This is a genomic window from Novosphingobium mississippiense, from assembly GCF_044029535.1.
Lineage (GTDB): Bacteria > Pseudomonadota > Alphaproteobacteria > Sphingomonadales > Sphingomonadaceae > Novosphingobium.
In genome coordinates, this window is the sequence record NZ_CP147001.1 from 2,676,453 (window position 1) to 2,701,624 (window position 25,172).

Here is a 25,172-nt window from a genome sequence, read left to right on the forward strand (position 1 = left end):
ATGCGGCTGGGCGCAAATTCCCTTATGAGAGGACCTTGCGCAGCGATTTCTCGATCTGCCCGCCGCAATAGGCGTCGCCATAATCCCGCCGGGAATTGCGGGCAAGCGTGGCCAGCGGCGGCATGTCCTGCATCCGGCCCACCAGCGCGGCAACATGCGGCGCTGAATCTTCCAGCAGCGTTGCGATGGGGGCGAAGCGGTCGGCCATCGTCGACCAGAGAACGGCCGTGACGATATCGGCCAGGCCTGGCGCATCGGTGCCCAATAGGGTGCCACCCTCCCCCGTCAGGCCATGCGCGCTGCCGGTCGCCTCCCAGATCTCCATCCAGCGGCGCAGGCGCGGCACGAATTCACGCCATGTCTGCGCCGTCCACATCTCACGCCCGCCGTCGAGGGTGATCTCGTCGATCACGTCGTTCGCGTCGTTGACCACCTTGATCGAGAGGGCGCGCCCTTCCGGCGATCGGGGCAACAGATCCAGCCGCTCCCCCAGGTAGAGCGCGATCGCCGGCATTTCCGCCACCGCAAAGCCGCTGCCCCTGTCGATCAGCACCGGCGGCGCCATGAACGGCACCGGCTGCCCGGCCGGCGCCTTGGCCATCAGCGCGCCGATCTCATCCTCGTCATGCTCGGCCCAGCTCTTGCCGGCGAAGGCCAGGATGCCGCGGATGAACTGCCCGCGAAAGGGCACGGGCCAGTAGTAGAGATCGAAATCGGCCATGCCGCTGCTCCCCGAAAACGAGTCCGAAGGTCAAAGCCCGACGCGCACGGTCGTTCCCGAATTCAGCTTAGGCTTGTGGGGGTGGCCACCAATGATTGCGGCGCGTTGCCATGCGCCGGACGAGCAGCAAGGCGCCGCCCCAGAGCAATGAACGGCACTTCGACAAGGCGATGGACCACTGCGGCGATCGCGATTGTAATGACGAGAACGCCAACGAAGTAGGCGGCTGGTAATACCGGCAGCAGAGATGCAAGACCGATCAGCCCCACGTCCTGGAAAAGATACATGGAATAGCTGATTGCACCCATGTGAATGAGCCAGCGGGGAGTTGTCCGCGAGGTTCGGATGCAGGTCAGGAATGCGATCAGCGGAAACAACGTTCCTGTGGCCCGGGCCATCGGCGGGAAATCGGGATCCCAGTTCAGCCCAATCGCTATGCGCAACCCCGCTGCGACCAATACGGCGAGCAGGATGCCCGCCCACCACAAAGCACGTGCGTCCCCGTCATGCGCGCGTCGCACAAGCAAGCCTAGCAACAGATAGGCCGGAAAGCTGAGCAATTCGGTTCCCGTCACGAGCGCGCATAACCCCAGCGACAGACCGAAGATTGCACTGACATGTGGCCGATGCAGCAGCCCGGCAAAAGTCAGCGCTGCGCAATAGAGGTAGAGCAGCAATTCTATCGTCAGCGTCCAGTACACGCCCGATAGTGCTTGAAGCCCTAATGGGCCGGCGATCATCAGCATGTTGGCAAGCACCGTTGCCGGGTTTTGCCAGCCCTTCAACAGGAGTTCCAACGCAATCGCCAACCAGAGTGCGGGCAGCAGACGGAACACGCGACTGATGCCAAAGCGCTTGAGAGGACGTTCGCCGCGCAACGAATAGGGCAACACATAGCCGCTGATCAGGAAGAACAGCAAAACGCCCACTCGCCCAAGATTGCAGGAATGCAATAGCCAAGCGCCGGGCCAAGCCTTTTCAAGCGCATGCTGGATGACGACCAGCAACGCCGCGACGCCGCGTAAGCCGTCCAACACCGTGAGTCGCCGTGATTCCATGAACCCGTACTGGGCCCGATCCAGCTAAATCCATCTTAACGACGAAATCATGCAGCCCAAACGAGCGCGGCCCGATCCGGATGGTTCCGGATCGGGCCGCGCCCTGTCGTTCAGGCCAGTTCGGCTTACCAGATGCGCACGCGGTCGGCGGGGGCCTGGTAGAGCTTGTCGCCCGGCTTCACGTCGAAGGCCTTGTACCATTCGTCGAAGTTACGGACGAGGCCGTTGATGCGGTAGTGCGCGGGCGAGTGCGGGTCGGTCTTCAGCTGCTGGCGCACCGCTTCCTCGCGGTACTTGCTGCGCCACACCTGTGCCCAGGCCATGAAGAAGCGCTGGTCGCCGGTCAGGCCGTCGATCACCGGGGCTTCCTTGCCATTCAGCGAGAGCTTGTAGGCGCGGTAGGCGAGGCTGAGGCCGCCAAGGTCGCCGATATTCTCACCCATGGTCAGCTTGCCGTTCACGCAGGTCTTGCCGTCGTCGAACGGGCAGAAGCTGTCGTACTGGGCCTCCAGACGGTCCTGCAGCTTCTGGAAGTTGGCCTTGTCGGCCGCGGTCCACCAGTCGCGCAGGTTGCCCTGGCCGTCGAACTTGGCGCCCTGATCGTCGAAGCCGTGGCCCATTTCGTGGCCGATCACCGCGCCGATACCGCCGTAGTTGACCGCCGGATCGGCCGAGACGTTGAAGAACGGCGGCTGCAGGATCGCGGCCGGGAAGACGATCTCGTTGAACGAGGGGTTGTAGTAGGCGTTGATCGTCTCGGGCAGCATGAACCATTCGGCACGATCGACCGGCTGGCCGATGCGGCGCACCTGGTCCCCGTTTTCCCACACTTCCGCGCCCATCATGTTGCCCAGCGGATCGGTGGCCGAGAACGTCAGCCCTTCGTATTCCTTGAACTTGGCAGGCATGCCGATCTTCGGCGTGAAGGCGTCCAGCTTGGCCACGGCGGCCTTGCGGGTGTCGGCGCTCATCCACGAGAGGTCTTCAAGATTGGCCGCCATCGCCTTGCGCAAGTTGCCGACCAGCGCTTCCATCGCCGCCTTGGCTTCGGGCGGATAGTACTTTTCGGCGTAGATCTTACCGACCAATTCGCCCGACATGCTTTCCACCGCCGCGATGCCGCGCTTCCAGCGGGCGCGCTGTTCAGGCTGGCCGCTCATCACCTTGCCGTAGAAGGCGAAGTTGGCATCGTCGATGTCGCTGGGCAGGACGGAGGCGTGGGTGCGCAGGAACTGCGCCGCCAGCCAGGCCTGCCAGGTGGCGACCGGCACGCTTTCGATCAGCTTCGCCGCTTCCGGCACGCCGCCGCCGAACCAGGCTGCGGCCTGCGCCGCATCGATGCGGGCGTCCTTCAGCTCTTCGGCCGTCGGCGGCATCTGGTCGACCAGCACATAGCCGGCCTTGCCGGCGCCCATGGTGTCGACGAAGGTCTTCATCAAGCCGGGCGAGGCCAGCCCTTCGAACTCGGCAAGCGAGAGCTTGTTATAGGTCAAGTCGGGGTTGCGGCTGGCGGCGCGGTCCCAGTCGGCCTGCGCCAGACGGGTTTCCAGCGACAGCACGGCCTTGGCCGAGGCGGCCGGATCGGTGTAACCCGCCTTGCCCAGCAGGAAGGTCAGGTAATCCAGATACTTGCCGCGGATTTCCTGCGAGCGTGCATCGCTCTTCAGGTAATAGTCGCGGTCCGGCAGGCCCAGTCCGCCCATGCCGACCTGGAAGGCGTTGACGTCACTGGCCTTCGCGTCGGGCGCGATATAGGCGCCCAGCGGCGAGGAATAGCCCGGCGAGGCGAACAGCTTCATCAGGTCCGTCGGCGTCTGCGCCGCGTAGATGCGCTGAAGATAGGGCTGCGCGGGGGCAAGGCCGGCCTTGTTGATCGCATCCACGTCCATGAAGGCGCGATAGGCATCGGCCACGCGCGCGGCATCGGTGCCCGGCGCCGGGTTCGAGGCCAGCAGATCGGTCATGATGCCGTGCAGGCGCTGTTCGGAAAGATCGCGCAGCGCGGTGAAGGAGCCCCAGTTGGTGCGATCGCTGGGCAGCACGACGGAGTCGGACCACTTGCCGCTGACATAGCGGTCGAAGTCGTCACCCGGCTTCACGCTCTTGTCTTCCCACTGCGTCTGGATGCCTGCGCCGCCCCACGAAACCTTGGCGGGATCGACTTCCATCGGATTCGACGTCGCGGCGGCGGGCGCCGCCTGCTGTGCGAAAGCCGGGGCCGAGAGAACGGTTGCAGAGACGAGCGCCGTGGTGGCGAGCGCCCTCAAAAGGGTGCGAGGCATGAGCGAGCCTTTCCGAATTTTGTAACACGCATGGAATACGGAACGGGCCAGGACGACCCGCATGTGGCGCAACATAATTGCCAACGCGGGCAACGCCAGCCCCTCGTTGCAGTTCGTCGGCAGCTGTCAGCCGTTCGTCGATTGCGACGGAACGTTTAGCGTTCGAATCAGACGCCGAGGCTGCTCACCATGTCGAACTGCAAGGCGGCAAGCCTGGCGTAGAGGCCACCGGCACGCGTCAGGCTTTCGTGATTGCCTTCCTCGACGATGCGGCCGCCGTCCATCACGATGATGCGATCGGCCTGCCGCACGGTGGCGAGGCGGTGGGCGATCACCAGCGTGGTGCGGCTGGCCATCAGCTTGTTCGAGCGCGTCCTGCACCAGCCGCTCGCTCTCGGCGTCGAGCGCGCTGGTCGCCTCGTCCAGCAGCAGGATCGGCGCATCGCGCAGCAACGCGCGGGCGATCGCCAGGCGCTGACGCTGGCCGCCCGAAAGCCGCGCGCCGTCCTCGCCCAGAAACGTGTCGAGCCCCTGTGGCAAGGCGCGCAGGAAACCCTCGGCATTGGCCGCACGGGTTGCCTCCCAGATCGCCGCGTCGTCGGCGTTCGGATTGCCATAGCGGAGGTTGTCGCGCGCAGAGGCGGCGAACAGCACGCCTTCCTGCGGCACCAGCGCGATGCGGCGGCGGATTTCCGAGGGATCGGCGGAAGTCAGCTGCACCCCGTCGATCTTCACCACGCCGCTCTGCGGATCGTAGAAACGCTCGGCCAGTTGGAACAGGGTGGACTTGCCCGCGCCGGAAGGGCCGACGATGGCGACGGTCTCGCCCGGCTCCACCGTCAGGCTGAAATCGTGGAGCGCCGCCGTGTCCGGCCGGGCGGGATAGCGGAAGGTCACGCGTTCGAAGGCGATCTTGCCGCGCGCCGGCTGCGGCAGCACTTGCGGGCGTGCCGGGGGCGAGATCGCGGGACGTTCGCCCAACAATTCGGCCAGACGGCTGGCTGCCCCTGCCCCGCGCACCAGATCGCCATAGACCTCGGTCAACGAGCCGAACGCGCCGGCAACGATGCCTGCGGTGACCACGAAAGCGGCGATGGTGCCGCCGCTGATCGTCCCTTCGGCCACGGCGATGGCACCGCGCCAAAGGATCACGGTGATCGCCCCGAACACCAGGAACATGATCACCGCCGTCATTGCGGCGCGCAGGATGATGCGGTGCTTGCCGGTTTCGAACGTCCGCTCCACCGTGGCGGCGAAGCGGTTCATTTCGTGCGTTTCCTGGTTGAACGCCTGCACCACGCGCAGCGCGCCGAACACCTCGCTGGTCATCGCGCCGATATCCGCCACGCGGTCCTGGCTGGACCGGGCAACCGCGCGGAGGCGGCGGCCGAAGGCAGCGATCGGCAGGATCACCACGGGAATCGCGATGACAAGGCCCAGCGTCAGGTGCGGGGCCAACATGAACAGGTAGATCACCCCGCCCACCGCCATGATCGCATTGCGCAGCGCGACCGAGACGGTGGTGCCCACCACCGTCTCGATGATGGCGGTATCCGCCGTCATGCGCGAGGCGATCTCCTTCGGGCTGTTTTCCTCGAAGAAGCTGGGCGACAGGGTGACGAGGTGGCGCTGCACGCGCAGGCGGATATCGGCGACGACACGCTCACCCAGCCACGACACCGAGTAGAACCGGATCGCCGTGGCGATGGAAAGCACGGTGACGACGCCCATCAGCATCGCGAACCACCAGCGGATCGCCGAGGGATCGGCCCCTTGCGCAAAGCCCTGGTCGACGATCTGGCGGAAACCATAGGGAATCGCCAGGGTGGAGGTGGCCGTGGTCACCAGCGCCGCGCCGGCAATCGCCATGCGCCCGGGATAGTGGAACAGTTCACGCCAGACCATGCCGAGCGCGCTCAGGCTCTTGCGCCGGGCGGTTCGGTTTTCGGGTATCGCGGCGCCGATTTCCTGCGCCTCGTTCTGTTCCACATCGGCTTGCATGGCGTTGCGCATTATCGCGTTGCAGGCTCCACGAAAAGTCCCGCTGCGTCGGCCTGCCGATGGATGTTCCGGATAGAGTTCGTGTAAAAATCCATTGAGGCGGATTTTGCGACACCGCACGAGAATGCCCGGACGGGCATTCCCGATTTAGGCAAATTACGCGGCGCAAAACGGGACGACCCACGAATGCCGCATTGCACAAGTAGGTATTGAGGCCCAAATGGGATCCGTAAACCCACGAAGAACGGCCCGAAAAGAGGCCGTCGGGTACGTCGCGCAGGAGAATCCGCTTGCTTTACAACGCTTATGAACTGCAGCGCACCATGCTGAGCGGCGCCGCCGCCTGGGCATCGGTCGGCGCGGAGATGCTGACGAATCCGGCCATGCCCTTCGGCTATTTCGGATTCGGCCCGGTCATGGCCTCTGCGCTGGACGTTTTCGCCCATGCGACGATGGCGCGCGGCAAGCCGGAATTCGATATCGAGGAAGTGACCGTGGGCGGCAAGACCCACCCCGTCACCGAAGCGATCGTCATGCATCGACCCTATGGCAACCTGCTGCGCTTCGACCATCCGGGCCTGCCCAAGAATGCGCCCAAGCTGCTGATCGTGGCGCCGATGAGCGGGCACTTCGCCACGCTGCTGCGCGGCACCGTGGCGCGCATGGTGGAAAGCTGCGAGGTCTACATCACCGACTGGGCCGACGCGAAGCTGGTGCCGCAGAGCGCGGGTCGTTTCGACCTTGACGACTATATCGACTACCTGATCGCGTTCCTGGAACACATCGGCCCCGGCACGCACATGCTGGCGGTATGCCAGCCCTCTGTCCCGGCTTTCGCCGCGGCGGCGATCATGGGCAAGCAGGGCAACCCCTGCCGCCCCGCCACGCTGACCATGATGGGCGGCCCGATCGACACGCGCGAAGCGCCCACCAGCGTCAACGACGTGGCGATGAACCAGCCGCTTTCGTGGTTCGAACACAATGTGATCGCCACCGTGCCGCTCACCTATCCCGGCGGCGGCCGCAAGGTCTATCCCGGTTTCCTGCAGCTTGCCGGCTTCATGGCGATGAACCTCGGCAACCACGTGATGAGCCACTACGGCATGTTCAAGCATCTGGTCGAAGGCGACGACGAGAGCGCGGCGGCCACCAAGGCGTTCTATGACGAGTATCGCGCGGTCTGCGACATGACCGCCGAATACTACCTCCAGACCGTGGAGCACGTGTTCCAGAAGCATTCGCTGCCCCGGAACGAGTTCGTCCATCGCGGCGAGCGTATCGACCTTGGCGCGATCCGCGACACCGCGCTGCTGTCTGTAGAGGGCGAGCGTGACGATATCTCGGGCATCGGCCAGACCAAGGCGGCGCTGGACCTGGCCACCAACCTGCAGGAAGACCGCAAGCGCTACCTGCTGGCCGAAGGTGTCGGCCACTACGGCATCTTCAATGGCAGCAAGTGGCGCAAGCGCATCGCGCCGGTGGTAGAGGACTGGATTCGCCAGCACCAGCACAAGCCGCTGAAGGTGGTGGCCTGATTGCAGCTTCGGCGGCGAAATGCCGCCGCCGAAGGCCACTGCCAATTCGCACGGAGAGGCGAGGAAGAACCAGGGGAATCGCGCAAAGACGCAACGGCGCCAAGGCCTTGCGCCTTTACACGCCCCATTTCCCTGTTCTTCTCCGCGCCTCCGCGTGAACCCCGTTCCGCGTTAGCCACGTGCTCTCAGCCGATGAGTTTTCCACCGACGTTCTGGCTGATTTTTCAGTCTGTTAACCTCACCGACTCACGCCAGCACGACAAAACGTTCATCACGTGCGATAACCTGACTTTCCTCCGTAAACCGACGAAGTGCTGCATATGGCGCCGTTAACCGAAATCGGTTAATCTGCGGGCATGGAACACACGTTGGGTCGGCGTGCTGTCCTCATGGGCGGACTGGCGGCGGGAGCAACTCTCGCGCTTCCGGCCCGCGTGCTGGCAGCAGGGAACACTTCAGTTAACGCAACGGCCGGATACGGCGTGACGCCTTTCGTGCGCACGCCCTATGAACGCCGAATTCTGGATGTCGCCGCGCGGCAGGTGGAGCGCGTGCGGTCCTCGCTCTGGCGCACCGATCTGGTCGGCATCGCCGATTTCGCGCAGCCTTCGTGGAAGCCGCGCCTGCATTTCGCCAATCTGGAAAACGGCACGGTCCGCTCGTTCCTGCTCGCCCACGGACGCGGGTCCGACCCGATGCACAGCGGCTGGCTGCAAAGCTTTTCCAACCTGCCCGGATCCGAAGCCACCTCACGCGGGGCGTTCCTGACGTGCGAGTGGTATCAGGGCAAGTACGGCGTCTCGATCCGGCTGAAGGGCATGGACGCGGACAATTCCGCCGCGCTGGAACGCGCCATCGTCATGCACCCGGCGTGGTACGTCGATGCCGCGATGATTTCCAAATGGGGCAAGATCGGCCGCAGCGAAGGCTGCTTCGCGATGGCGCCTGAGGATTTCAACGAGGCGCTGATCCACCTTTCCGGCGGCCGCCTGCTGTTTTCCGATCGCATCGGCGAAGGTTGATGGGGTGGCCCGCCCAGCGCGGGCGATAATTAGACACCGCCGCACTGGGGTGTTACGGGTCTGTCATGGATGGTCATCTCGCGGGGTTCAGGAAGGACGCGCCCACCGATGCGCGGCAAGTGCGTTCGCGCAAGGCGCTGAACGCAACCATGCTTGCGCTGCTGGAAGAACGCCCGTTCGACCAGATCACCATCCGCGAAATCGCCGCCCATGCCGGGATCGGCTACGCCACGTTCTTCCGCCACTACCCCACCAAGGAAGCGTTGCTGGGCGACGTCGCTTCGGAGGAAATCGCCGAACTGCTGGCGATGACCCTGCCGGTGCTGCACGATACCAACAGCTTCGAATCCACGCTGGCCCTGTGCCGCTATGTCGATGGGCACCGGGGCCTGTGGTCCGCCCTGCTGGCCGGCGGCGCCGCCGCGATCGTGCGGGACGAGTTCATTCGCCAGGCCCGCGGCCTTGTCGAGCAGGTCGATGAGCCGGTGCAATGGCTGCCGGCGGACCTGGGCGTAGTGCACGGCACTGGCGCCACGTTCGATATCCTGGCCTGGTGGCTGGGCCACGGGCCGGACATGCCGCCGGAAGAGATCGCGCCAATCCTGCACCGGCTGGTGATCGCGCCGGTATTGGGGGACCGGGGCGTTCACCTGACCGAGGCCCGCGTCACGGCGGGCTGACATGGCCACCTGCTAAAATGATGGCGGCGGATATCCTGGGCGAAATCGCGAATGCGGATTGGCCGCTGTTCGGCTGGATCGACGATATCCGCGCTCCCCTGGCCGCCGCCCGCGCCGCCGGCCTGCCCGGCGCCCTCGCCACGCTCCACCGCGTCGAAGGCAGCGCCCCGCGCGGGCCCGGCGCGCAGATGCTGTTCACGGTGCTGGCTGACGGGACGATCGAGGCAAGCGGCTATTTCTCGGGCGACTGCATCGAGGGGGACGTGGCCCACCACGCCGCGCAAGTGCTTGCAGACGGTCGCCCGTGCCAGCTCCATTACGGCCAGGGCAGTCCGTGGATCGATATCCGCCTGCGCTGCGGCGGCGCGCTCTACGTGATGGTGGAACGCGTGCCCGCCGATTGCCCGGCCGTGGCCAACCTCCTCCGCTTCAGCGCCGAACGCCGCCCCTGCCGCTGGCACAGCGACGGCATCACTCGCCGCGTGACGGTGGACGAGGGACCGCTGCTGGACACCACCGCCGAACCCTTTTCCCTCACCCGCCGCTTCGATCCGCCGCGCCGGCTGATCGTTTCCGGCGGTGACCCCGGCGCGCTGGCTGCCGCGCAACTCGGCACACTGGCGCGGTTCGAGACGGTGCTGGTGCGGCCGGACGGGCCTGCCACTCCCCCGCCCTTCCCGGTCGCCCGCTATATCCGGGCGCGACCGGCGGAGGCCGTGGCCGAACTGGGCATAGACCGCTGGACCGCCTACCTCGGCGCCACGCATGAGGATCACCATGACCTTGGCGGCTGTCTGGCCGCCCTGCGCGGCGGCGCGGCATGGGTGGGCATGATCGGCGCGAAATCGCGGACCGAAGGTCGGATGGCCGCATTGCGATCCCTGGGCGCGCGCGAGGACGAACTGGCACGCCTCCACCTGTCGCCCGGCGTGATCGGCCTTGGCAAATCGCCATTCGAAGTGGCGACCGGCATTATTGCGCAGATCATGCAGGCCATGAACCCGGCGGCGGAGCGGGCGTGAGCTACGTCTCGCTGGTGCTGGCGGCCGGACGCGCCAGCCGGTTCGGCAGCGACAAGCTTTCCGCCCTGCTCGATGGCGATCCGCTGCTGTTCCACGCCATCCGCGCTGCCCGCGCTGCGCCGGTCTCCCGCCTGATCGTGGTCGCGCGGCCGGGGCTCGATCTTGGCCAATGGCCGGACGGCCCGCCCGTCGAAGTGCTGCGGATCGAGAGCGATGCGCTGTCGCAATCGCTGAAGGCCGGGATCGCGGCGGCAGCCGGTGCCGATGGCGCGTTCGTTTTCCTCGGCGACATGCCGCGCGTGCCGCATGGTGTGGCGGCGGCTCTGGCCGGGCGGATCGGGGACTCGGTTGCCGCGCTGCCTCGTCATCACGGACGGCCGGGGCACCCGGCGCTACTCTCGGCCCGGCTCTTTCCCGAGATCGCCACTTTGACCGGGGACGAAGGCGCCGGGCGGCTGCTGCGCTCTCGCAGCGATGTGGCGTTCGTCGAGGTGGATGATCCGGCGATCCTGCTGGACGTGGATCGGCCGGAGGACTTGCGCGCGATTCAGGACGGCACTTCCTAATCCGTCAGGCCGGCACGCCTCGCGATCCCCGCATCCCCGTCATCCCCGCGAAGGCGGGGATCCCGCTTTCTTGAGGGGTGGCGCTGTGTATCGAAGAACAAGCGGGATCCCCGCCTTCGCGGGGATGACGGGGGGGTTGGGTTGGCTGAGGTAGTGGATTGAGGTGATGGGCCAAGGTGTGGAGGCCGATAAGAGGCCGGGCCCTAAGCCCGCCCCGTCTCGCTCGCCAGCAGAGAAGGATCGATCCCCTCGGCCCGCCAGGTTGCGCTCCAGCGGGCATCGACGGGGGTGTCGAACAGGATTTCCGGATGCGGATCGGCGGCGTACCAACCGTGGTGGCGCATTTCGCCTTCCAACTGGCCCGCGCCCCAGCCGGCATAGCCCAGCGCCATCAGCCAGCGCTTCGGCCCGCGCCCTTCGGCAATCGCGCGCAGCACATCCATGGAGGCGGACAGCGCGCAAAGCGGGTGGACCTGCAAGGTATCGGTGCCGCCCCAATCGGTGGAATGGAGGATGAAGCCGCGCCCCGGCTCCACCGGGCCGCCTTCGTGAATCTCGCAATTCGGGGCCTTGCCGGGATCGATATCGAGTTCTTCGAGAATATCGTGGAAGCGAACGCCTTCGCGCAGCCGGCCGATGCCGATGCCCAGCGCGCCATTCTCATCATGCACGCACATCACGCTTACGCTACGTTCGAAGCGGGGGTCGAACATGCCGGGCATCGCCAGCAGCAGTCGTCCCGCAAGGTATTGTCTCTCGGTCACCCCGCGATTGTAGGCGCTTGGCCGGTAACGGCAATACGCTTGCGCCTTTTCGCGCCGGTCCGAGCGCTCTATGCGGTGGCGAAACCAAAGGAGACATCCGGTCGTGAGCCTGCTTTTCGAACTGCCCGCAACGCCATCCGTCCCCGTGGTCGGTGAAGCGGCGCGCTATCCGGTGCGGCGCATCTTCTGCGTGGGCCGCAACTACGCCGCCCATGCCCGCGAACTGGGCAATGCGGTCGATCGCGAAGCACCGATCTGGTTCAACAAGGCCCCTGCCGCGCTCTGCAACACCAGCGCGGAAGCGCCGGCGACGATCCCCTATCCGCCGGGTACGAAGGATTGCCATTACGAGATGGAACTCGTCGTGGCCCTTGGCGGCGAAGGCTTCGAAATCTCCACCGATGCGGCGATGGGCCTTGTCTACGGCTATGCCTGCGGCATCGACCTGACCCGGCGCGACCTGCAGAACGCATCCAAGGCCAAGGGCTATCCGTGGGACACCGGCAAGGATTTCGAGAACGGCGCGATCATCGCCCCGATCACCCGCGCCGGCGACTTCGGCGTTCCGGCCGCGCAGCGCATCGCGCTCTCGCAAAACGGCACCGTGAAGCAGGACGCCCCGCTGGACGAGATGATCTGGTCGATCCCCGAACTGATCGCCGACCTTTCGCGCATGTACCATCTGGCGCCGGGCGACCTGATCTACACCGGCACGCCCGCCGGCGTCGGCCCGATCGCGCCGGGCGATCGGCTGGAAGGCCGCGTGGAGGGGCTGGAACCGCTTGTCCTGACCATCGCGGCGGCCTGAACGGATGCACCGTCCGCTTCGCTTCGCCCTGCTCGCCACCGCCGCCTGCGCCACGCCCGCGCTGGCCGACGAACCCGCAAATCCCATCATCGTCACCGGCCACGGGCTGGACGACGGCCCGGCCACGCCCGCCTATGACGTGCAGATCATCGACCGCGATGCGGTAATCGCCAGCGCATCGGGACGGATCGAGGATGTGCTGTCCTCCGTCGCCGGCTTCTCGCAATTCCGCCGGTCGGACAGCCGATCGGCCAACCCTTCGGCGCAGGGGGCAAACTTGCGCGCACTGGGTGGCAATGCCGCCAGCCGTACTTTGGTGCTGCTGGACGGCGTGCCGGTGGCAAACCCGTTCTTCGGCTACATCCCTTACAGTGCCATCGCGCCGGAGCGGATCGGATCGGTGCGCGTGACGCGCGGCGGCGGTTCGGGGGCGTTCGGATCGGGCGCGGTGGCCGGCACCATCGAGATGGTGAGCGCCGGGCCGGACCAGATCGGCATGCTGCAAGGCACCGCGCTGGTCGATGATCGGGGTGAGACGCAGGCCTCGCTCACCGCCGCGCCGAAGCTGGGCAGCGGCTTCCTGGTTGCCAGCCTGCAGTGGGATCGGGGCGACGGTTTCTGGACCACGCCGAAGGATCAGCGCGTCGCCGCCTCCGCCCGCGCCGCGTTCGAGACGCTGTCGGGATCTTTGCGCGCCGTCGCGCCGATCTCGGGCGATGTCGAGGTGCAGGCCGCCGTACTGGCTTACGACGATTCGCGCACCTTGCGCTTCAAGGGCGCCGATTCGACATCCGAAGGGCAGCAGGCCTCGCTGCGTTTCGTCGGGCACGGCGCGTGGCAGTTCGACGTGCTGGGTTATGTGCAGGCGCAGGACTTCTCGAACATCGTCGTCAGCTCCACGAACTACAAGAAGACGCTGGACCAGCACCGCACGCCCACCACGGCCATCGGCGGCAAGGCCGAACTGCGCCCGCCGGTGGGCAGCGACCATGTGCTGCGGATCGGCACCGACGTGAAGCTGTCTTCCGGCCACTTGCTGGAAATGCCCTATTCCACCGTCACCGGCCTGGCCACCGCCACGCGGCGCGCGGGCGGCGACCAGTCCGACCTTGGCTTCTATCTCCAGGACGACTGGACGCTGGGCAACGTGGTGCTGACGGCGGGCGGCCGGGCAGACCGCTGGACGATCCGCAACGGCTTCTACACTTCCGTCTCGGCCGCCGGCGTGACGACGCAGGACGATGCCTATGCGAACCGCTCCGGCTGGGAAGGCAATGCACGCGGCGGCATCGTGTGGAAGGCCACGCAGGCGATCAGCCTGCGCGCCGCCGCCTATACCGGGATGCGGCTGCCCACGCTGAACGAGTTGTACCGGCCCTATGTGGTGTTCCCGGTGACCACCAACGCCAACCCGGACCTCAAGCCCGAACGTCTGCGCGGCTATGAGGCCGGGATCGACGTGACACCGATTGTGCCGCTGACGCTGTCGCTCACCGCTTTCGACAACCGGCTGAAGGACGCCATCGCCAACGTCACCGTCGCCACCAACGTGCAGCAGCGCCAGAACGTGGATGCCATCCGCGCCAAGGGCATCGAGGCCAGCGCCGCGCTGAATCTGGGCACCGTGCGGCTGGACGGATCGCTGGCGTGGACCGATTCCAAGGTGGAAGCCAAGGGCAAGACGCTGGACGGGATGCGCCCCGCGCAAGTGCCCAAGCTGGTCGCCAGCGGCACCGTGGCCTGGCTGCCGCGCGAGGGCTGGCGCTTTGCCGCTACGGTCAGCCACACCGGTGCGCAGTATGAGGACGATCTGGAGCAATACGTGCTGCCCGCCGCCACGACGCTGGACGCCTATGTGCAGGTGCCCGTCGCCGGCCCCGTCTCGCTGGTGCTGCGCGGCGAGAACCTGACCGACGCGACCATCGTGACGCGCAATCAGGCCGGATCGATGGACCTTGGGGTGCCGCGCACCGTCTGGGCGGGCGTGAAGGTCATGCTCTGATGCAGATCGCCGTCCTTTCCGACATTCACGGCAACTTGCGCGCACTGGACGCGGTGCTGGCGGATGCGGAGCGGCGCGGGATCGGGCGGATCGTCAATCTGGGCGATATTCTCAGCGGTCCGCTCGACCCGGCAGGCACGGCGGACCGGCTGATGGCGCTGGGCCTCGAAACCATTCGCGGCAATCACGAACGGCAATTGCTGGACCTGCCGCCCGAGCGGATGGGGATTTCCGATGCCGCGGCGATCGGTCGGCTTGAGCCGCGGCACCTGGAATGGCTGGCAGCCCTGCCCGAAACGCTATGGCTGGAACACGACCTCTACGCCTGCCACGGCTCACCGGCGTCGGACCTTGAATACCTGCTGGAGACGGTCGAGCCCGAGGGGTGCCGGATGGCGCATGAAGAGGAAGTCGTCACGCGCCTCTCCGGCATCGACGCGCCGATGATCCTCTGCGGCCATACCCATCTGCCGCGCCACTTGCGGCTGCAAGACGGGCGGCAGGTGGTCAATCCCGGCTCGGTCGGCCTGCCCGCCTATGCCGACGACCATCCCTATCCCCACGTGATGGAAACCCGCACGCCCCACGCGCGCTACGCCGTGATCGCGCGCGGCGCGGAAGGCTGGAGCGCCGAACGGATCGCCGTCCCCTACGATTGGCAGGCCGCCGCCGCCGATGCCTCCGCCGCCGGGCGTGAGGATTGGGCCCGCGCGCTAACCAACGGCATCGCATGAGCCACCGCCTTCGCGTGATCGTGGACAGAGCGATGTGCCAAGGCTGGAATCCCGCCCGCGCCATGATTAAGGAAAGCCGATGGCGCGCCTGACCCTCAACGACCATCCGGTCGAAATCCGCATGGATTCGCAGACTCCGCTGCTCTGGGCCCTGCGCGAAGGCGCCAACCTCACCGGCACCAAGTACGGCTGCGGCACCGGCGATTGCGGCGCCTGCACGGTGATCGTGGACGGTGCCGCGCTGCGTTCCTGCCTTGTCACCCTGGGTGAGTGCGAGGGGCGCTTCGTCACCACGATCGAGGGGCTGTCGCAAGACCGCTCGCAACCGGTGCAACAGGCGATGGTGGCCGAACAGGCGATCCAATGCGGCTTCTGCACCCCCGGCATCGTCATTTCCGCCGCCGCGCTGCTGGCGCGCAACGCCAACCCCAGCGAGGCCGAGATCGGCGCCGCCATTCCCAACCTCTGCCGCTGCGGCGTGCAGCCGCGCCTGCTGGCCGCCGTTCAGCGCGCCGGACGGGTGATGCGGCGTAAAGAAACCATCAGCGCCGCGCCCGCTCCCGGCATTGCCCCGCAGGACGCGGCCCGCGCGGTTCCGGCGCTGAACCCGAATCCAACAGGCCCTAATTCCATAGGCCCGAATTCCGTAGGCCCGAATTCCATAGGGCGGGAACCCACGGCCGGTCTCACCGCTTCACCCGAATAAGAGGACAAGAGCCATGAAGGCGACCATCTGGCACAATCCCAAGTGCGGCACTTCGCGCAACACGCTTGCCGCGCTGGAAGAAGCCCCCGGCGTGGAGGTTACCGTGATCGAATACCTCAAGACCCCGCCCAGTGCGGAAAAGCTGGCCCAGCTTTACAAGGACGCCGGCCTCACCCCGCAGCAGGGCCTGCGCATCCGCGGCACCGATGCCGTGGAACGCGGCCTGCCCGATGCGGACGATGCCACGGTTCTGGCGGCGATGGCGGCCGATCCGATCCTGATCGAACGCCCTCTGGTAGAGACGGACAAGGGCGTCCGCCTGTGCCGCCCGATGGAAAAGGTCCACGAGATTTTGTAATCGCTCTGCAACATTGCCCAGCGGCTTGCTTGCAATGTGCACCCTGATCTGCCACGCCTTCGCCCTTCGCAGGACGACAACAACGCGAGAGTCTTCGCCAGCATGACCAGTACCGAGCTTGCCCGAGAGGCGCTCCCCCAGCGAATCAAGCGAAAGATCAAGCACAGCCTCGGACCGTGGGGCGTGTTCATCGAGGGGTTCTTGCGCAACCCGGTGATGGTCGGTTCGATCGTCCCGTCCTCGCGCTTCACGATCAATCGCATGCTTGCGCCCGTCGACTGGGCGAACACCAAGCTGTTCGTCGAATACGGCCCCGGCGTCGGCACGTTCTGCCGCCCGGTGCTGGATCGCCTGAGCCGTGACGCGCAGCTGATCGTGATCGACACGAACCCGCTGTTCATCGACTATCTGCGCCGCACCATCACCGACAGCCGCTTCATCCCGGTGCTCGGCTCGGCGGCGGACGTGGAAGAGATCGTGCGCGCGCACGGCCATGAAAAGGCGGACTACGTTCTTTCGGGCCTGCCGTTCTCCACCCTGCCCGACGGCGTGGGTCCGGCCATCGCCGCCGCCACTTACCGCGTGATCCGCAAAGGCGGCGCGTTCCTGGTCTACCAGTTCACGCCCAAGGCCAAGAGCTTCATGGCCCGCCACTTCAAGCGGATCGACGACGCGATCGAACCGATCAATGTCCCCCCCTGCTTCATGTGGTGGGGCTGGAAGGACGAAGACTGATACGTCCCGCCTTCGACAAAACAAAAAGGCCGGCGTTGCGAACGCCGGCCTTTTTGTTTGTAGGCTAAAGAAAGCCCGTCACTCGAACGGGCTGGTCAGCGTTTCCGCCGAAGCGCCGGAAAGCTGGCGGTGCACCTGCCCGATCACCGCCACGAAGTAGAGCGCCATAATCGAGGCCAGTACCGATTCGATCACCGCGCCGGCCAGCACCGCGATATGCTTGGGCGCCAGCAGGCTGATCGGCAGCGTCACCACATTGGCCAGGATCATCAGCACCATCATCGCCAGGAACAGCAGCGCATAGAAGCCGAAGATCCGCGCCGTATTGCCCTGCGTCAAACGCCAGGAACGGACCAGCGCGCCGATCGGATTGCGCCACTTGTCCACCGCGATCACCGGCCCCACCAGCGAGAGCCGCACCCCGACGGGGATCACCAGGAACAGGCCGATGGCAACGCCGATCACTGCCCCCACCGCGCCGCCGGCGGCCATGAACAGGGTCGCCACCGCAAGGCCGATGGTCATCAGGCCGAAGCCCATCAGGATTTGCGCCAGAAGGTAGGCCAGCAGACCTTTCAGGCCGTTGCCGATCGCCTCTCCCACGGTGGGGCGGCGGTCGGTATCCAGCACGCTCAGCAGCGACAGCGTGCCCAGCGCCTGGCACAGCGCCACGGGAATCATCACCGGCAGAATCGAGGCGTAATAGGCGCTCACCGCCTCCATCACCTGCTTCTCCGTAACGCCCGCGGCCATTTCCGGCGCCGGGAAGAAGAACGTGAAGATCAACTGCGGCAACAGGAAAAAGACCCCCGCGATGGCGAGAACCACTTCCTTGTTGGCGGAAACCGCGCGGCTTGCCTCGTTCCAGGCCCGGTTGCTGTCGAACGTCATTGCTGCTCCTGGCACCGCCGCGATGGGGCGGTCATCTCAAAGTGGCTTGATAACCGCAGGGAATGACGCCACGCAACGCAACATGACTTTCCCTACGACTTTGGCCGGTGATATCGAGCTGCGCATCAGCACCGAACCGGTTCCCTACCGCGCCGCCCTTGAGGAAATGACCGCCCGCAACGCCGCCATCGCCGCGGGCGAGGCGCGCGAGCTGATCTGGCTGCTGGAACATCCCCCCGTCTACACCGCCGGCACCAGCGCCGATCTGACCGAACTGCTCGATCCGCGCTTCGAAGTGGTCGAGGCGGGGCGCGGCGGCCGCTATACCTATCACGGCCCCGGCCAGCGCATCGGCTACGTCCTGCTGGACTTGCGCAAGCGCGCCCGCGACGCGCGCGGCTTCGTGCACGGGCTGGAAGGCTGGGTGATGGATACGCTGAAGGACTTCGGCGTCGACAGCTTCCGCAGCGAAGGCCGCATCGGCATCTGGACCAAGGACGTGGATGGGCGCGAGGCGAAGATCGGCGCGATCGGCGTGCGCATCCGCAAGTGGGTGACGATGCACGGCTTTTCGGTGAACATTCATCCCGATCTTGGCCACTTCACCGGCATCGTGCCCTGCGGGATCGACGAATTCGGCGTCACCAGCCTGAAGCGGCTGGGCCACGATACCGACTATGCCCGCTGGGACGCGGCGATGCTGGCCCATGCCGACGCCTTCCTGTCCGCACTGGACCGTCCCTGCCCGCCCGTTACGCCCCCGGAGACTTCTGCATGAGCCTGCCGTTCCGTGCCGCCGCCGCGCTGCTGCCTGCTCTGGCAATGCTGGCCCTTGCGGGCTGCAACAAGCAGGAGCCGACGAACAACAAGGCCGCCGCGGGCGCCGCGCTGCTGCCGCGTTCGGTGAGCGACGACATGCCGCCTTACGATACCGTGCGTTCCCAGAACGACCACGCCGCGCCGGAGGCCGACCTGCCTTCGCGGCGTGACAGCGCGCGCGGTGCCGCCAGCCAGGCCGCAGTCGATGCCGATGCGGACGCTGCTGCGGCCGCCGCCGCCGATGTCGAGGACGCCGTGAGAACCAGCGCGGTCAAGCCGGCCGGAGAATAACGCTCCGCCGCGTATCCTCGCCCAGCGGGCCCGAATTGATGCCGCTGCCGGCGATTCGTTCGACAGGCACGTGACTCTGAAGCGCCGAAGTCTGGGGCCCTGCGTTCTGGGCTAAAGCGTGCCGCGCCAAGGTGTTCTGCGCCAAGGCCAGATCGGCGCGATCCACCATCCGGCCGGCAACCGCCAGCGAACCGAGATGCGGGCTGGCGGCAAAGGCGGCAACCACCTCGCGCGCTTCGTCCATGTCGCCGGCTCCCAAAGCGAAAGCCCGGTTGATCACGGCGACTTGCGCCGGGTGGACGGCGAACATGCCGGTGAAGCCTTCGCCCCGCGCCCGTAGCGCGGCGCGCTCCAGCCCGGCCTCATCCTCGAAATGATCGAACGGCGCCTCCACCACGCGAATCCCGCCGGCGTGGGCGGTCAGCAGGACTTGCGCACGCACGAAGCTGCAGGCGTCGCCCCAGGCGCCCTGCCCGTCCCGGCGGAGCCGCACGCCCAGTGCCGCGCCCAGTCCACCCGCGCTCCAGGCCAGTCCGTCCAGCCGCTGGTGCGCCGATTCGAGATAGCGGGGAATCTGCAGGGCAGCGGCGGCAGTCTCTCCCGCCACCGGCATGATCCGGGTTGCGCCGGCGACGATGCCGTTGCGTTCCTCGTACCCGTAGATTTCACTGGCGAGTTCGCGCACCGCGTCCGGCCCGGTCGCTTTCGGCAGGATCACCCCTTCCGGCGCGGAGGGCATGACGGCGGCCAGATCCTCGCGCCAGAGGCCCGATTCGAAACTGTTGATCCGCACCCAGCGCGCCATCGGCCGCGCGTGCGAATTGGTGGCAGAGCGGCTGGCAGCCAGCCATTGCGCGGCCAACCGGCATCCAATCTCCCGCCCCTCCCGCGGGATGGTGTCCGACAGGTCCACCACCACCACGTCGGCACCGACGCCTTGCGTCATACCGAGCCGTTTTTCGTTGTTACCCGGTACGATCAGCCAGGATCGATACTTCATCGCACGCCCCCATTCCTTCATCGGCGCGAAGCCTAGAGGGCGAGCGATTAAGAAATGGAGTCTGCGTGCGGACCTGCGGCGGCTTAAATACTGGCAGCCGCGACACTTATCTCGTCATCCCCGCGTAGGCGGGGATCCCGCTTCCTTCGCACAACGGCCGCGCTGTGGCGCAAGTAAGCGGGGCCCCCGCCTACGCGGGGGCGACGAGTGTTTAGCGATCGGTGGCGCGCAGAAGCACAAGTGAGGCGAAGCGGAGTGAGGCGGGGCGGGGTGAGGCGGGGCCAACGCCCCTCCCCCGCTCAAAGCGCCTTTTCGTAGATCGCGTATTCGCGGTTGACCTTGCTGTCGATGGCGTCGGCGATGGCGACCATTCCCTGGTTGTCGTCCAGGATCCAGCCGATCTCCGCGCGCTTGGCACCGAACTTGGCGGTGGCGGACCGGCGGATATACTCGATCATCATGAAGGCCAGCTGGCTTGCCAGGCGCGAGGATTGCAGCTTCTTGCGCACGCCCATCAGCGGCACGCGCATGTCCGCCGGATTCGGCTTGCGCAGCCACAGCAGCAGCTTGATCAGGCCGAAGATACCCGGCTTGCCCTTGGGCCCGTTGAACCGCTTCTGCGCCTGGTTGAGATCGGGCCAGGTCATCATGAAGGCCACCGGCTCGCCCTCGTACTCGGCGATGCGGATCAGGCTGGGGTGCACCAACGGCTTCAGCGCCTTGCCGGTATATTCGATTTCCTTTTCGGTGAAGGGCACGAAGCCCCAGTTGTCCGACCAGGCATCGTTCAGGATGTCGCAGATCAGCGCCGCTTCCTCATCGAACCGCTTGGGATCGACTTCGCGGATGCGGATCTTGGCATTCTTCTCGCCCGAGGAAACGATGCGCTGGACCAGCGGCGGGAACTGCTTCGTAACGTCCAGATCGTAGGTGTAGAGCGTCTTCACGCGATCATACCCGGCGCCTTCGATCCACGGCTGGTAGGCCGCATCGTGGTGGGCCATCATCACCATCGGCGCATGGTCGAAACCGCGCACCTGCAGGCCCGGCTCTTCCCAGACGGACAGGTTCATCGGCGCCAGAACGCGGGTCATGCCCTGCCCGCGCAGCCAGTCTTCAGCCGTGGCGATCAGCGCCTTGGCGACGTCCTCATCCTCCGCCTCGATCGCGCCCCAGTTGCCGGTGCCCGGGCCCATGCCCTGCTCCAGCGGCTGTTTCAGCGCCAGTTCATCGATGTGCGCGGATATGCGGCCGACAACCTCACCCCCGCGCTTTGCCAGGAAAAGCTGGCCGCGCGCGTGATCCCAGAACGGGTTCTTGCCGGGGGTGAACTTGGAGACTTCCTCCGAGCGGAGGTTCGCGACCCAGTTTTGATCTGACGCATAGTGCCGATAAGCGTAATCGACAAAGGCAGCGCGGTCGGCCTTGCTGGAAACGGGTGTGATGACTAGTTCGGCTTTGGCCACGATCCTGCCTTTGTTCCGCATTATGGGGAAAATCAGGATCGCGACCTGCGGCCGCACCCGCCACCTTGTCAAGCGGATGCAAGCGCAGGCACTCGCAAAACCCGTACCCGGCCGGATTTATGCCCGGAGACTATGGAACCAGACGTATGATTGCCCAGGATGCCACCACCTTGTCCCCCGCTGCACCACGTGAAGTGGCCGGACACGTGCGCTCGTCGGAAATCCCCGACGACAAGGAGATGCTGCGCGCCGCCGTTGAGCTGACGCGCGACATTTCCACCGCGCGCCCTGAGATCTACTGGCCCGACATGCTGGCCTCCACCGTCGTCGGCTATGCCGCGTTGGCCGGTGCCATTCTGGCAAGCAATCCCTGGATTGCAGTGGCTTGCGGCCTGCTTTCGGCCCTCGCGCTCTACCGCGCGCTGCTGTTCATTCACGAATTGACGCACATCCACCGCGATGCGCTGCCCGGCTTCCGCTTCGCGTGGAACCTGATCGTCGGCATCCCGATGCTGATCCCCTCGCTGATGTATGAGGGCGTGCACACGATCCACCACACCCGCACCCGTTATGGCACCGTGGAAGATCCGGAATACCTGCCGCTGGCGCTGATGAAGCCGTGGAGCCTGCCGGTCTTCGCGCTGACCGCGATCCTGCTGCCGGTGGCGCTGCTGATTCGCTCCGCCGTGCTGGTGCCGCTGGGCGTGGTGATCCCGCCGGTCCGCAAGCTGGTGTGGGCACGCGCCTCGGCCCTCGCCATCAATCCGCAGTTCGGCCGCCGCCCGCCCGAAGGCGCGTTCGCGCGCATGGTGTTCTGGCAGGAACTGGGCTGCTCGGTCTGGGCGATCGCCGTGCTGGCGGCCAGCTATGCCTATGGCTGGCGCCCGCTGATCATCGCGCTCTGCGTGATGTCGCTCACCGCGTTCCTCAACCAGGTCCGCACGCTGGTGGCGCACCTGTGGGAGAACGACGGCGATCCGATGACCGTCACCGCGCAGTACCTCGATTCGGTGAACGTGCCGCCGCCGGCGAAGTTCTCCGAACTCTGGGCGCCGGTGGGCCTGCGCTACCACGCGCTGCACCATCTGCTGCCCTCAATGCCCTACCACTCGCTGGCGGAAGCGCATCGCCGTCTGGCCAAGCAGTTCGGTTCGGGATCGACCTATTCGAAGGCCAACTATCCCGGCCTGATGCCGCTGCTGGAACGTCTCGCCAAGAGCACGATGCAGGCCCATTGAGGACGGCCATCACAGGCAAACAAAAAGGGCCCCGCGTCGCAAACGCGGGGCCCTTTTTCGTAGCGCAGCGCTAGAATGGCGCCCGCTATTCCTCGGTTCGGATCAGCACCGTCTCGCCGATCAGCGCGAACAGCATGAAGGGCGCCCAGGCCGCGATCAGCGGCGGGTATCCGCCGAAGTTGCCCATGGCCAGCGCGGCGTTGTCCAGCACGAAATAGGCGAAGCCCAGCGCCATGCCGATCACCGCGCGGATCAGCAACTGGCCCGAACGGGCAAGGCCGAATGCGGTCACCGCCCCCAGCAGCGGCATCAGCACCGAGGCGAAAGGCCCGGAAATCTTGTGCCACCACGCCGCCTCAAGCTCGCTGGTGCGGCGGCCGGCCACTTTCATCGCCTCGATCGAGCGGCTGAGTTCGAAGATGTTCTGCGAATCGGCATCGACCTTGGAGATCGTGATCTTCGCCGGCGTGATTCCCGGCGCCACCACGACAGAGGCAAGGCGGCTCGTCGTCGTCTTCGCCACGTCGAACAGCACCGGATTTTCGAAGCGCCAGCCGGGGTTGGCGAAAGGCGCATTCTCCGCCCGGAGCATTTCGGTGATGATGCCGTTGTCGTCGCGCCGATAGAACGTGACATTGTGCAGCACGATTTCGTTGCCGCTGCCGTCCAGGCTGCCCGCCATCATCAGATCGCGCCCGTCGGCCAGGTAGAGGTTGGCCCTTGCCGCCGAATCCTTTGGAATCGGGCCGTACTTAACCCCCTGCCAGGCATCGAGCATTGCAGAGGCACGCGTCACCACGCGTTCGTTGAACGCGAAGCTTCCCACGGAGATCACCAGCGCGGCCAGGATCAGCGGCGCCAGCACCTGATGCGCGGAAAGCCCTGCCGCCTTCATCGAGATGACTTCGCTGTTCTGGTTCAGCGTGGCCAGCGTGATGATCGTCGCCAGCAGCACCGAATAGGGCAGAAAGCGAGCGATCAGCTGCGGAATGCGCAAGGTGACGTAATAGAACAACTGCGCCTGGCCATTGCCGGGATAGGCAAGGATGTCCCCGCTCTCACCCAGCAAGTCCAGCACCTGCAGCACCAGCACCAGCATCAGCAACACCGCGAAGATGCGGGTGACGAACAGGCGCGCGAGGTACCAGGTCAGTGTGCGCGAAGGGAAGAATTCCATCTGCATCCCAGGTCAGGCCCCGCTTTCCGAGGCGGGTTCGGGCAGGATCGGGCCCTGCCGATGGCGCTTGAGCAGCGACTTGAGCCGCTTGACGACGATGTCCGACCCCTTTTCGAGCCAGCCCAGCGGTTGTCCGCCCGGCACATAGGCCACGCGCCAGTACATCCACACGATCAGTGCGGCGAACAGCGCGAACGGGCCCCAGAGGCCGATGATCGGGTTCATCTTGCCCAGCGACGCGACATCGGCGGCGTATTGATTGACCTTGTGATAGGCCACCACCATCACGATGGAGACGAACAGACCCAGCGCCGATGTCGAACGCTTGGGCGGGATCGCCAGCGCCACCGCCAGAAGCGGCAGCAGCAGCATCATGATGACCTCGACCATGCGGTAGTTGAAGTTGGCCTGGCTGGAAACGCGCTCTTCCTTGGGAAGGCTCTTGTTCCAGCCCAGATTCATCAGTTCGGGCAGCAGGTATTCACGGTCCTGCCCGCCACGCTGGCGGAACTTTTCCACCTGCGGAAGCTCGATCGGCAGATCGTGCCGCGTGAAGGTCAGCACGCGCGGGTCCTTGCCCGGCATGTCCTGAATGATCTGGCCGTTATCCAGCCGCAGGATGATCGTGTCCGGCGATCCCTTCAGCGCCAGGAACTGCCCCTCGCGCGCGGAGATCGAAAGGACCTGCCCCTTGTCGTTGGCCACGCGCGCGAAGATGCCGATCAGGCGGCGACCATCGTCGCGGCTTTCATCGATACGCAGGGCGATGCGGTCCTTCAGCGCGGTGAACTCTCCCACCTTGATCGAGGCGCCCAGCGCACCCGACTTCAGTTCGTAGTTGAGTTCCTCGTAATAATAGCGCGCCAGCGGCTGGAGGTAGCCGACGATGGCGAAGTTCACCCCCGCCAGCAGCAGTGCCAGAATATACGGCACCCGCAGCAGGCGCGTATAGCTGAGCCCCACGGCGCGCATCACGTCCAGTTCGCTGGATGTCGCCAGTTTGCGGAAAGCCAGCAGGATGCCCAGCATCAGCCCCAGCGGAATGGCAAGGCTGGCATATTCGGGCAGCAGGTTCGCCAGCATCTTGAAGACGACGCCGATCGGGCCGCCTTCGGTCGCGACGAAGTCGAACAGCCGTAGCATCTTGTCGAGCACGAGCAGAGAGGCCGCCAGCAGGAAGATGCCAAGCATGGGCATCACCACCAGGCGGAGGATGTATCGATCGATGGCGCTGAGGAATTTCACGCTGAAGGGTTCACCGGAATGTCGTCACAAAACCGTGCATCTGTGGCCCTT

General features: G+C 65.9%; 23 protein-coding genes and 1 pseudogene. 14 read left to right on the forward strand and 10 right to left on the reverse strand.

Going from position 1 to position 25,172, the window contains the following annotated elements; genetic code table 11:
- Positions 1-22 precede the first annotated feature (22 nt).
- From WBP06_RS12625 to WBP06_RS12640, 4 genes and pseudogenes are all read right to left on the reverse strand, one after another.
- Positions 23-721: a glutathione S-transferase gene (locus WBP06_RS12625; protein ID WP_395328202.1), complete on the reverse strand. Its 699-nt coding sequence runs from the start codon at positions 719-721 to the stop codon at positions 23-25.
- 62 nt (positions 722-783) lie between these two features.
- Positions 784-1,758, reverse strand: coding sequence for an acyltransferase family protein (locus WBP06_RS12630; protein WP_395328205.1), 975 nt, complete (start codon positions 1,756-1,758; stop codon positions 784-786).
- A gap of 146 nt (positions 1,759-1,904) precedes the next feature.
- Positions 1,905-4,061: a M13 family metallopeptidase gene (locus WBP06_RS12635; RefSeq protein WP_395328208.1), complete on the reverse strand. Its 2,157-nt coding sequence runs from the start codon at positions 4,059-4,061 to the stop codon at positions 1,905-1,907.
- 167 nt (positions 4,062-4,228) lie between these two features.
- Positions 4,229-6,062, reverse strand: a pseudogene (locus tag WBP06_RS12640) (ABC transporter transmembrane domain-containing protein).
- A gap of 290 nt (positions 6,063-6,352) precedes the next feature.
- Between WBP06_RS12640 and WBP06_RS12645 the strand changes: the two are divergent.
- From WBP06_RS12645 to WBP06_RS12665, 5 genes are all read left to right on the forward strand, one after another.
- Positions 6,353-7,597, forward strand: coding sequence for a polyhydroxyalkanoate depolymerase (locus WBP06_RS12645; protein ID WP_395328211.1), 1,245 nt, complete (start codon positions 6,353-6,355; stop codon positions 7,595-7,597).
- A gap of 368 nt (positions 7,598-7,965) precedes the next feature.
- Positions 7,966-8,619 (forward strand): murein L,D-transpeptidase catalytic domain-containing protein, encoded by a 654-nt coding sequence (locus WBP06_RS12650; protein WP_395328214.1) that lies wholly within the window; start codon positions 7,966-7,968, stop codon positions 8,617-8,619.
- A 65-nt stretch (positions 8,620-8,684) separates the two neighbouring features.
- On the forward strand, positions 8,685-9,299 hold the full coding sequence (locus WBP06_RS12655) for a TetR/AcrR family transcriptional regulator (protein ID WP_395328217.1): 615 nt from the start codon (positions 8,685-8,687) through the stop codon (positions 9,297-9,299).
- A 17-nt stretch (positions 9,300-9,316) separates the two neighbouring features.
- Positions 9,317-10,321, forward strand: coding sequence for an XdhC family protein (locus WBP06_RS12660; protein WP_395328220.1), 1,005 nt, complete (start codon positions 9,317-9,319; stop codon positions 10,319-10,321).
- Positions 10,318-10,887, forward strand: a complete 570-nt coding sequence (locus tag WBP06_RS12665; RefSeq protein WP_395328223.1) for an NTP transferase domain-containing protein — start codon at positions 10,318-10,320, stop codon at positions 10,885-10,887. Before WBP06_RS12660 ends, WBP06_RS12665 begins: the two co-directional genes overlap by 4 nt.
- 203 nt (positions 10,888-11,090) lie before the next feature.
- Here WBP06_RS12665 and WBP06_RS12670 read toward each other — a convergent pair whose 3' ends face one another.
- Positions 11,091-11,600 (reverse strand): YqgE/AlgH family protein, encoded by a 510-nt coding sequence (locus tag WBP06_RS12670; RefSeq protein ID WP_395334142.1) that lies wholly within the window; start codon positions 11,598-11,600, stop codon positions 11,091-11,093.
- 154 nt (positions 11,601-11,754) lie between these two features.
- Between WBP06_RS12670 and WBP06_RS12675 the strand changes: the two genes are divergently transcribed.
- The 6 genes from WBP06_RS12675 to WBP06_RS12700 all read left to right on the forward strand — a co-directional run bounded on the left by WBP06_RS12675 (position 11,755) and on the right by WBP06_RS12700 (position 16,994).
- Entirely contained in the window at positions 11,755-12,459 is a 705-nt protein-coding gene (locus WBP06_RS12675; protein WP_395328226.1) for a fumarylacetoacetate hydrolase family protein, read from the forward strand.
- 4 nt (positions 12,460-12,463) lie between these two features.
- Entirely contained in the window at positions 12,464-14,461 is a 1,998-nt protein-coding gene (locus WBP06_RS12680) for a TonB-dependent receptor (RefSeq protein WP_395328229.1), read from the forward strand.
- Positions 14,461-15,195, forward strand: a complete 735-nt coding sequence (locus WBP06_RS12685) for a metallophosphoesterase family protein (RefSeq protein ID WP_395328232.1) — start codon at positions 14,461-14,463, stop codon at positions 15,193-15,195. Before WBP06_RS12680 ends, WBP06_RS12685 begins: the two co-directional genes overlap by 1 nt.
- Before the next feature lie 79 nt (positions 15,196-15,274).
- Positions 15,275-15,901, forward strand: coding sequence for a (2Fe-2S)-binding protein (locus WBP06_RS12690; protein ID WP_395328235.1), 627 nt, complete (start codon positions 15,275-15,277; stop codon positions 15,899-15,901).
- A gap of 13 nt (positions 15,902-15,914) precedes the next feature.
- A complete protein-coding gene (locus WBP06_RS12695) occupies positions 15,915-16,259 on the forward strand; it encodes an arsenate reductase family protein (RefSeq protein ID WP_395328237.1) in 345 nt (114 codons plus the stop codon).
- Positions 16,260-16,361: 102 nt separating this feature from the next.
- Positions 16,362-16,994 carry a class I SAM-dependent methyltransferase gene (locus tag WBP06_RS12700; protein ID WP_395328240.1) on the forward strand — a complete coding sequence of 211 codons (633 nt, stop codon included), beginning with the start codon at positions 16,362-16,364 and terminating at the stop codon, positions 16,992-16,994.
- 78 nt (positions 16,995-17,072) lie between these two features.
- Here the strand turns inward: WBP06_RS12700 and WBP06_RS12705 are convergent, their stop codons facing one another.
- Positions 17,073-17,885 carry a hypothetical protein gene (locus WBP06_RS12705; protein ID WP_395328242.1) on the reverse strand — a complete coding sequence of 271 codons (813 nt, stop codon included), beginning with the start codon at positions 17,883-17,885 and terminating at the stop codon, positions 17,073-17,075.
- Positions 17,886-17,967: 82 nt separating this feature from the next.
- Between WBP06_RS12705 and lipB the strand changes: the two genes are divergently transcribed.
- Both lipB and WBP06_RS12715 read left to right on the forward strand, forming a co-directional pair.
- On the forward strand, positions 17,968-18,663 hold the full coding sequence (gene lipB / locus WBP06_RS12710; protein WP_395328245.1) for a lipoyl(octanoyl) transferase LipB: 696 nt from the start codon (positions 17,968-17,970) through the stop codon (positions 18,661-18,663).
- Complete coding sequence (locus WBP06_RS12715; protein WP_395328247.1) at positions 18,660-18,995, forward strand: hypothetical protein; 336 nt, start codon at positions 18,660-18,662, stop codon at positions 18,993-18,995. The genes lipB and WBP06_RS12715 overlap by 4 nt, the downstream gene beginning before the upstream one ends.
- On the opposite strand, the gene WBP06_RS12720 is transcribed toward WBP06_RS12715, so the two are convergent.
- Together WBP06_RS12720 and WBP06_RS12725 are read right to left on the reverse strand one after the other, a co-directional pair.
- Positions 18,976-19,995 carry an HpcH/HpaI aldolase/citrate lyase family protein gene (locus tag WBP06_RS12720; RefSeq protein WP_395328250.1) on the reverse strand — a complete coding sequence of 340 codons (1,020 nt, stop codon included), beginning with the start codon at positions 19,993-19,995 and terminating at the stop codon, positions 18,976-18,978. The genes WBP06_RS12715 and WBP06_RS12720 overlap by 20 nt on opposite strands.
- 299 nt (positions 19,996-20,294) lie before the next feature.
- A complete protein-coding gene (locus WBP06_RS12725; RefSeq protein ID WP_395328253.1) occupies positions 20,295-21,461 on the reverse strand; it encodes an N-acetyltransferase in 1,167 nt (388 codons plus the stop codon).
- 146 nt (positions 21,462-21,607) lie between these two features.
- Here WBP06_RS12725 and WBP06_RS12730 point away from each other — a divergent pair, with 146 nt between their 5' ends.
- Entirely contained in the window at positions 21,608-22,699 is a 1,092-nt protein-coding gene (locus WBP06_RS12730; protein ID WP_395328256.1) for a fatty acid desaturase family protein, read from the forward strand.
- An 85-nt stretch (positions 22,700-22,784) separates the two neighbouring features.
- Here WBP06_RS12730 and lptG read toward each other — a convergent pair whose 3' ends face one another.
- Together lptG and lptF are read right to left on the reverse strand one after the other, a co-directional pair.
- Positions 22,785-23,882, reverse strand: a complete 1,098-nt coding sequence (gene lptG, locus WBP06_RS12735; RefSeq protein WP_395328258.1) for an LPS export ABC transporter permease LptG — start codon at positions 23,880-23,882, stop codon at positions 22,785-22,787.
- Positions 23,883-23,888: 6 nt separating this feature from the next.
- On the reverse strand, positions 23,889-25,121 hold the full coding sequence (gene lptF, locus WBP06_RS12740; protein WP_395328261.1) for an LPS export ABC transporter permease LptF: 1,233 nt from the start codon (positions 25,119-25,121) through the stop codon (positions 23,889-23,891).
- Between the last annotated feature and the right edge of the window lie 51 nt (positions 25,122-25,172).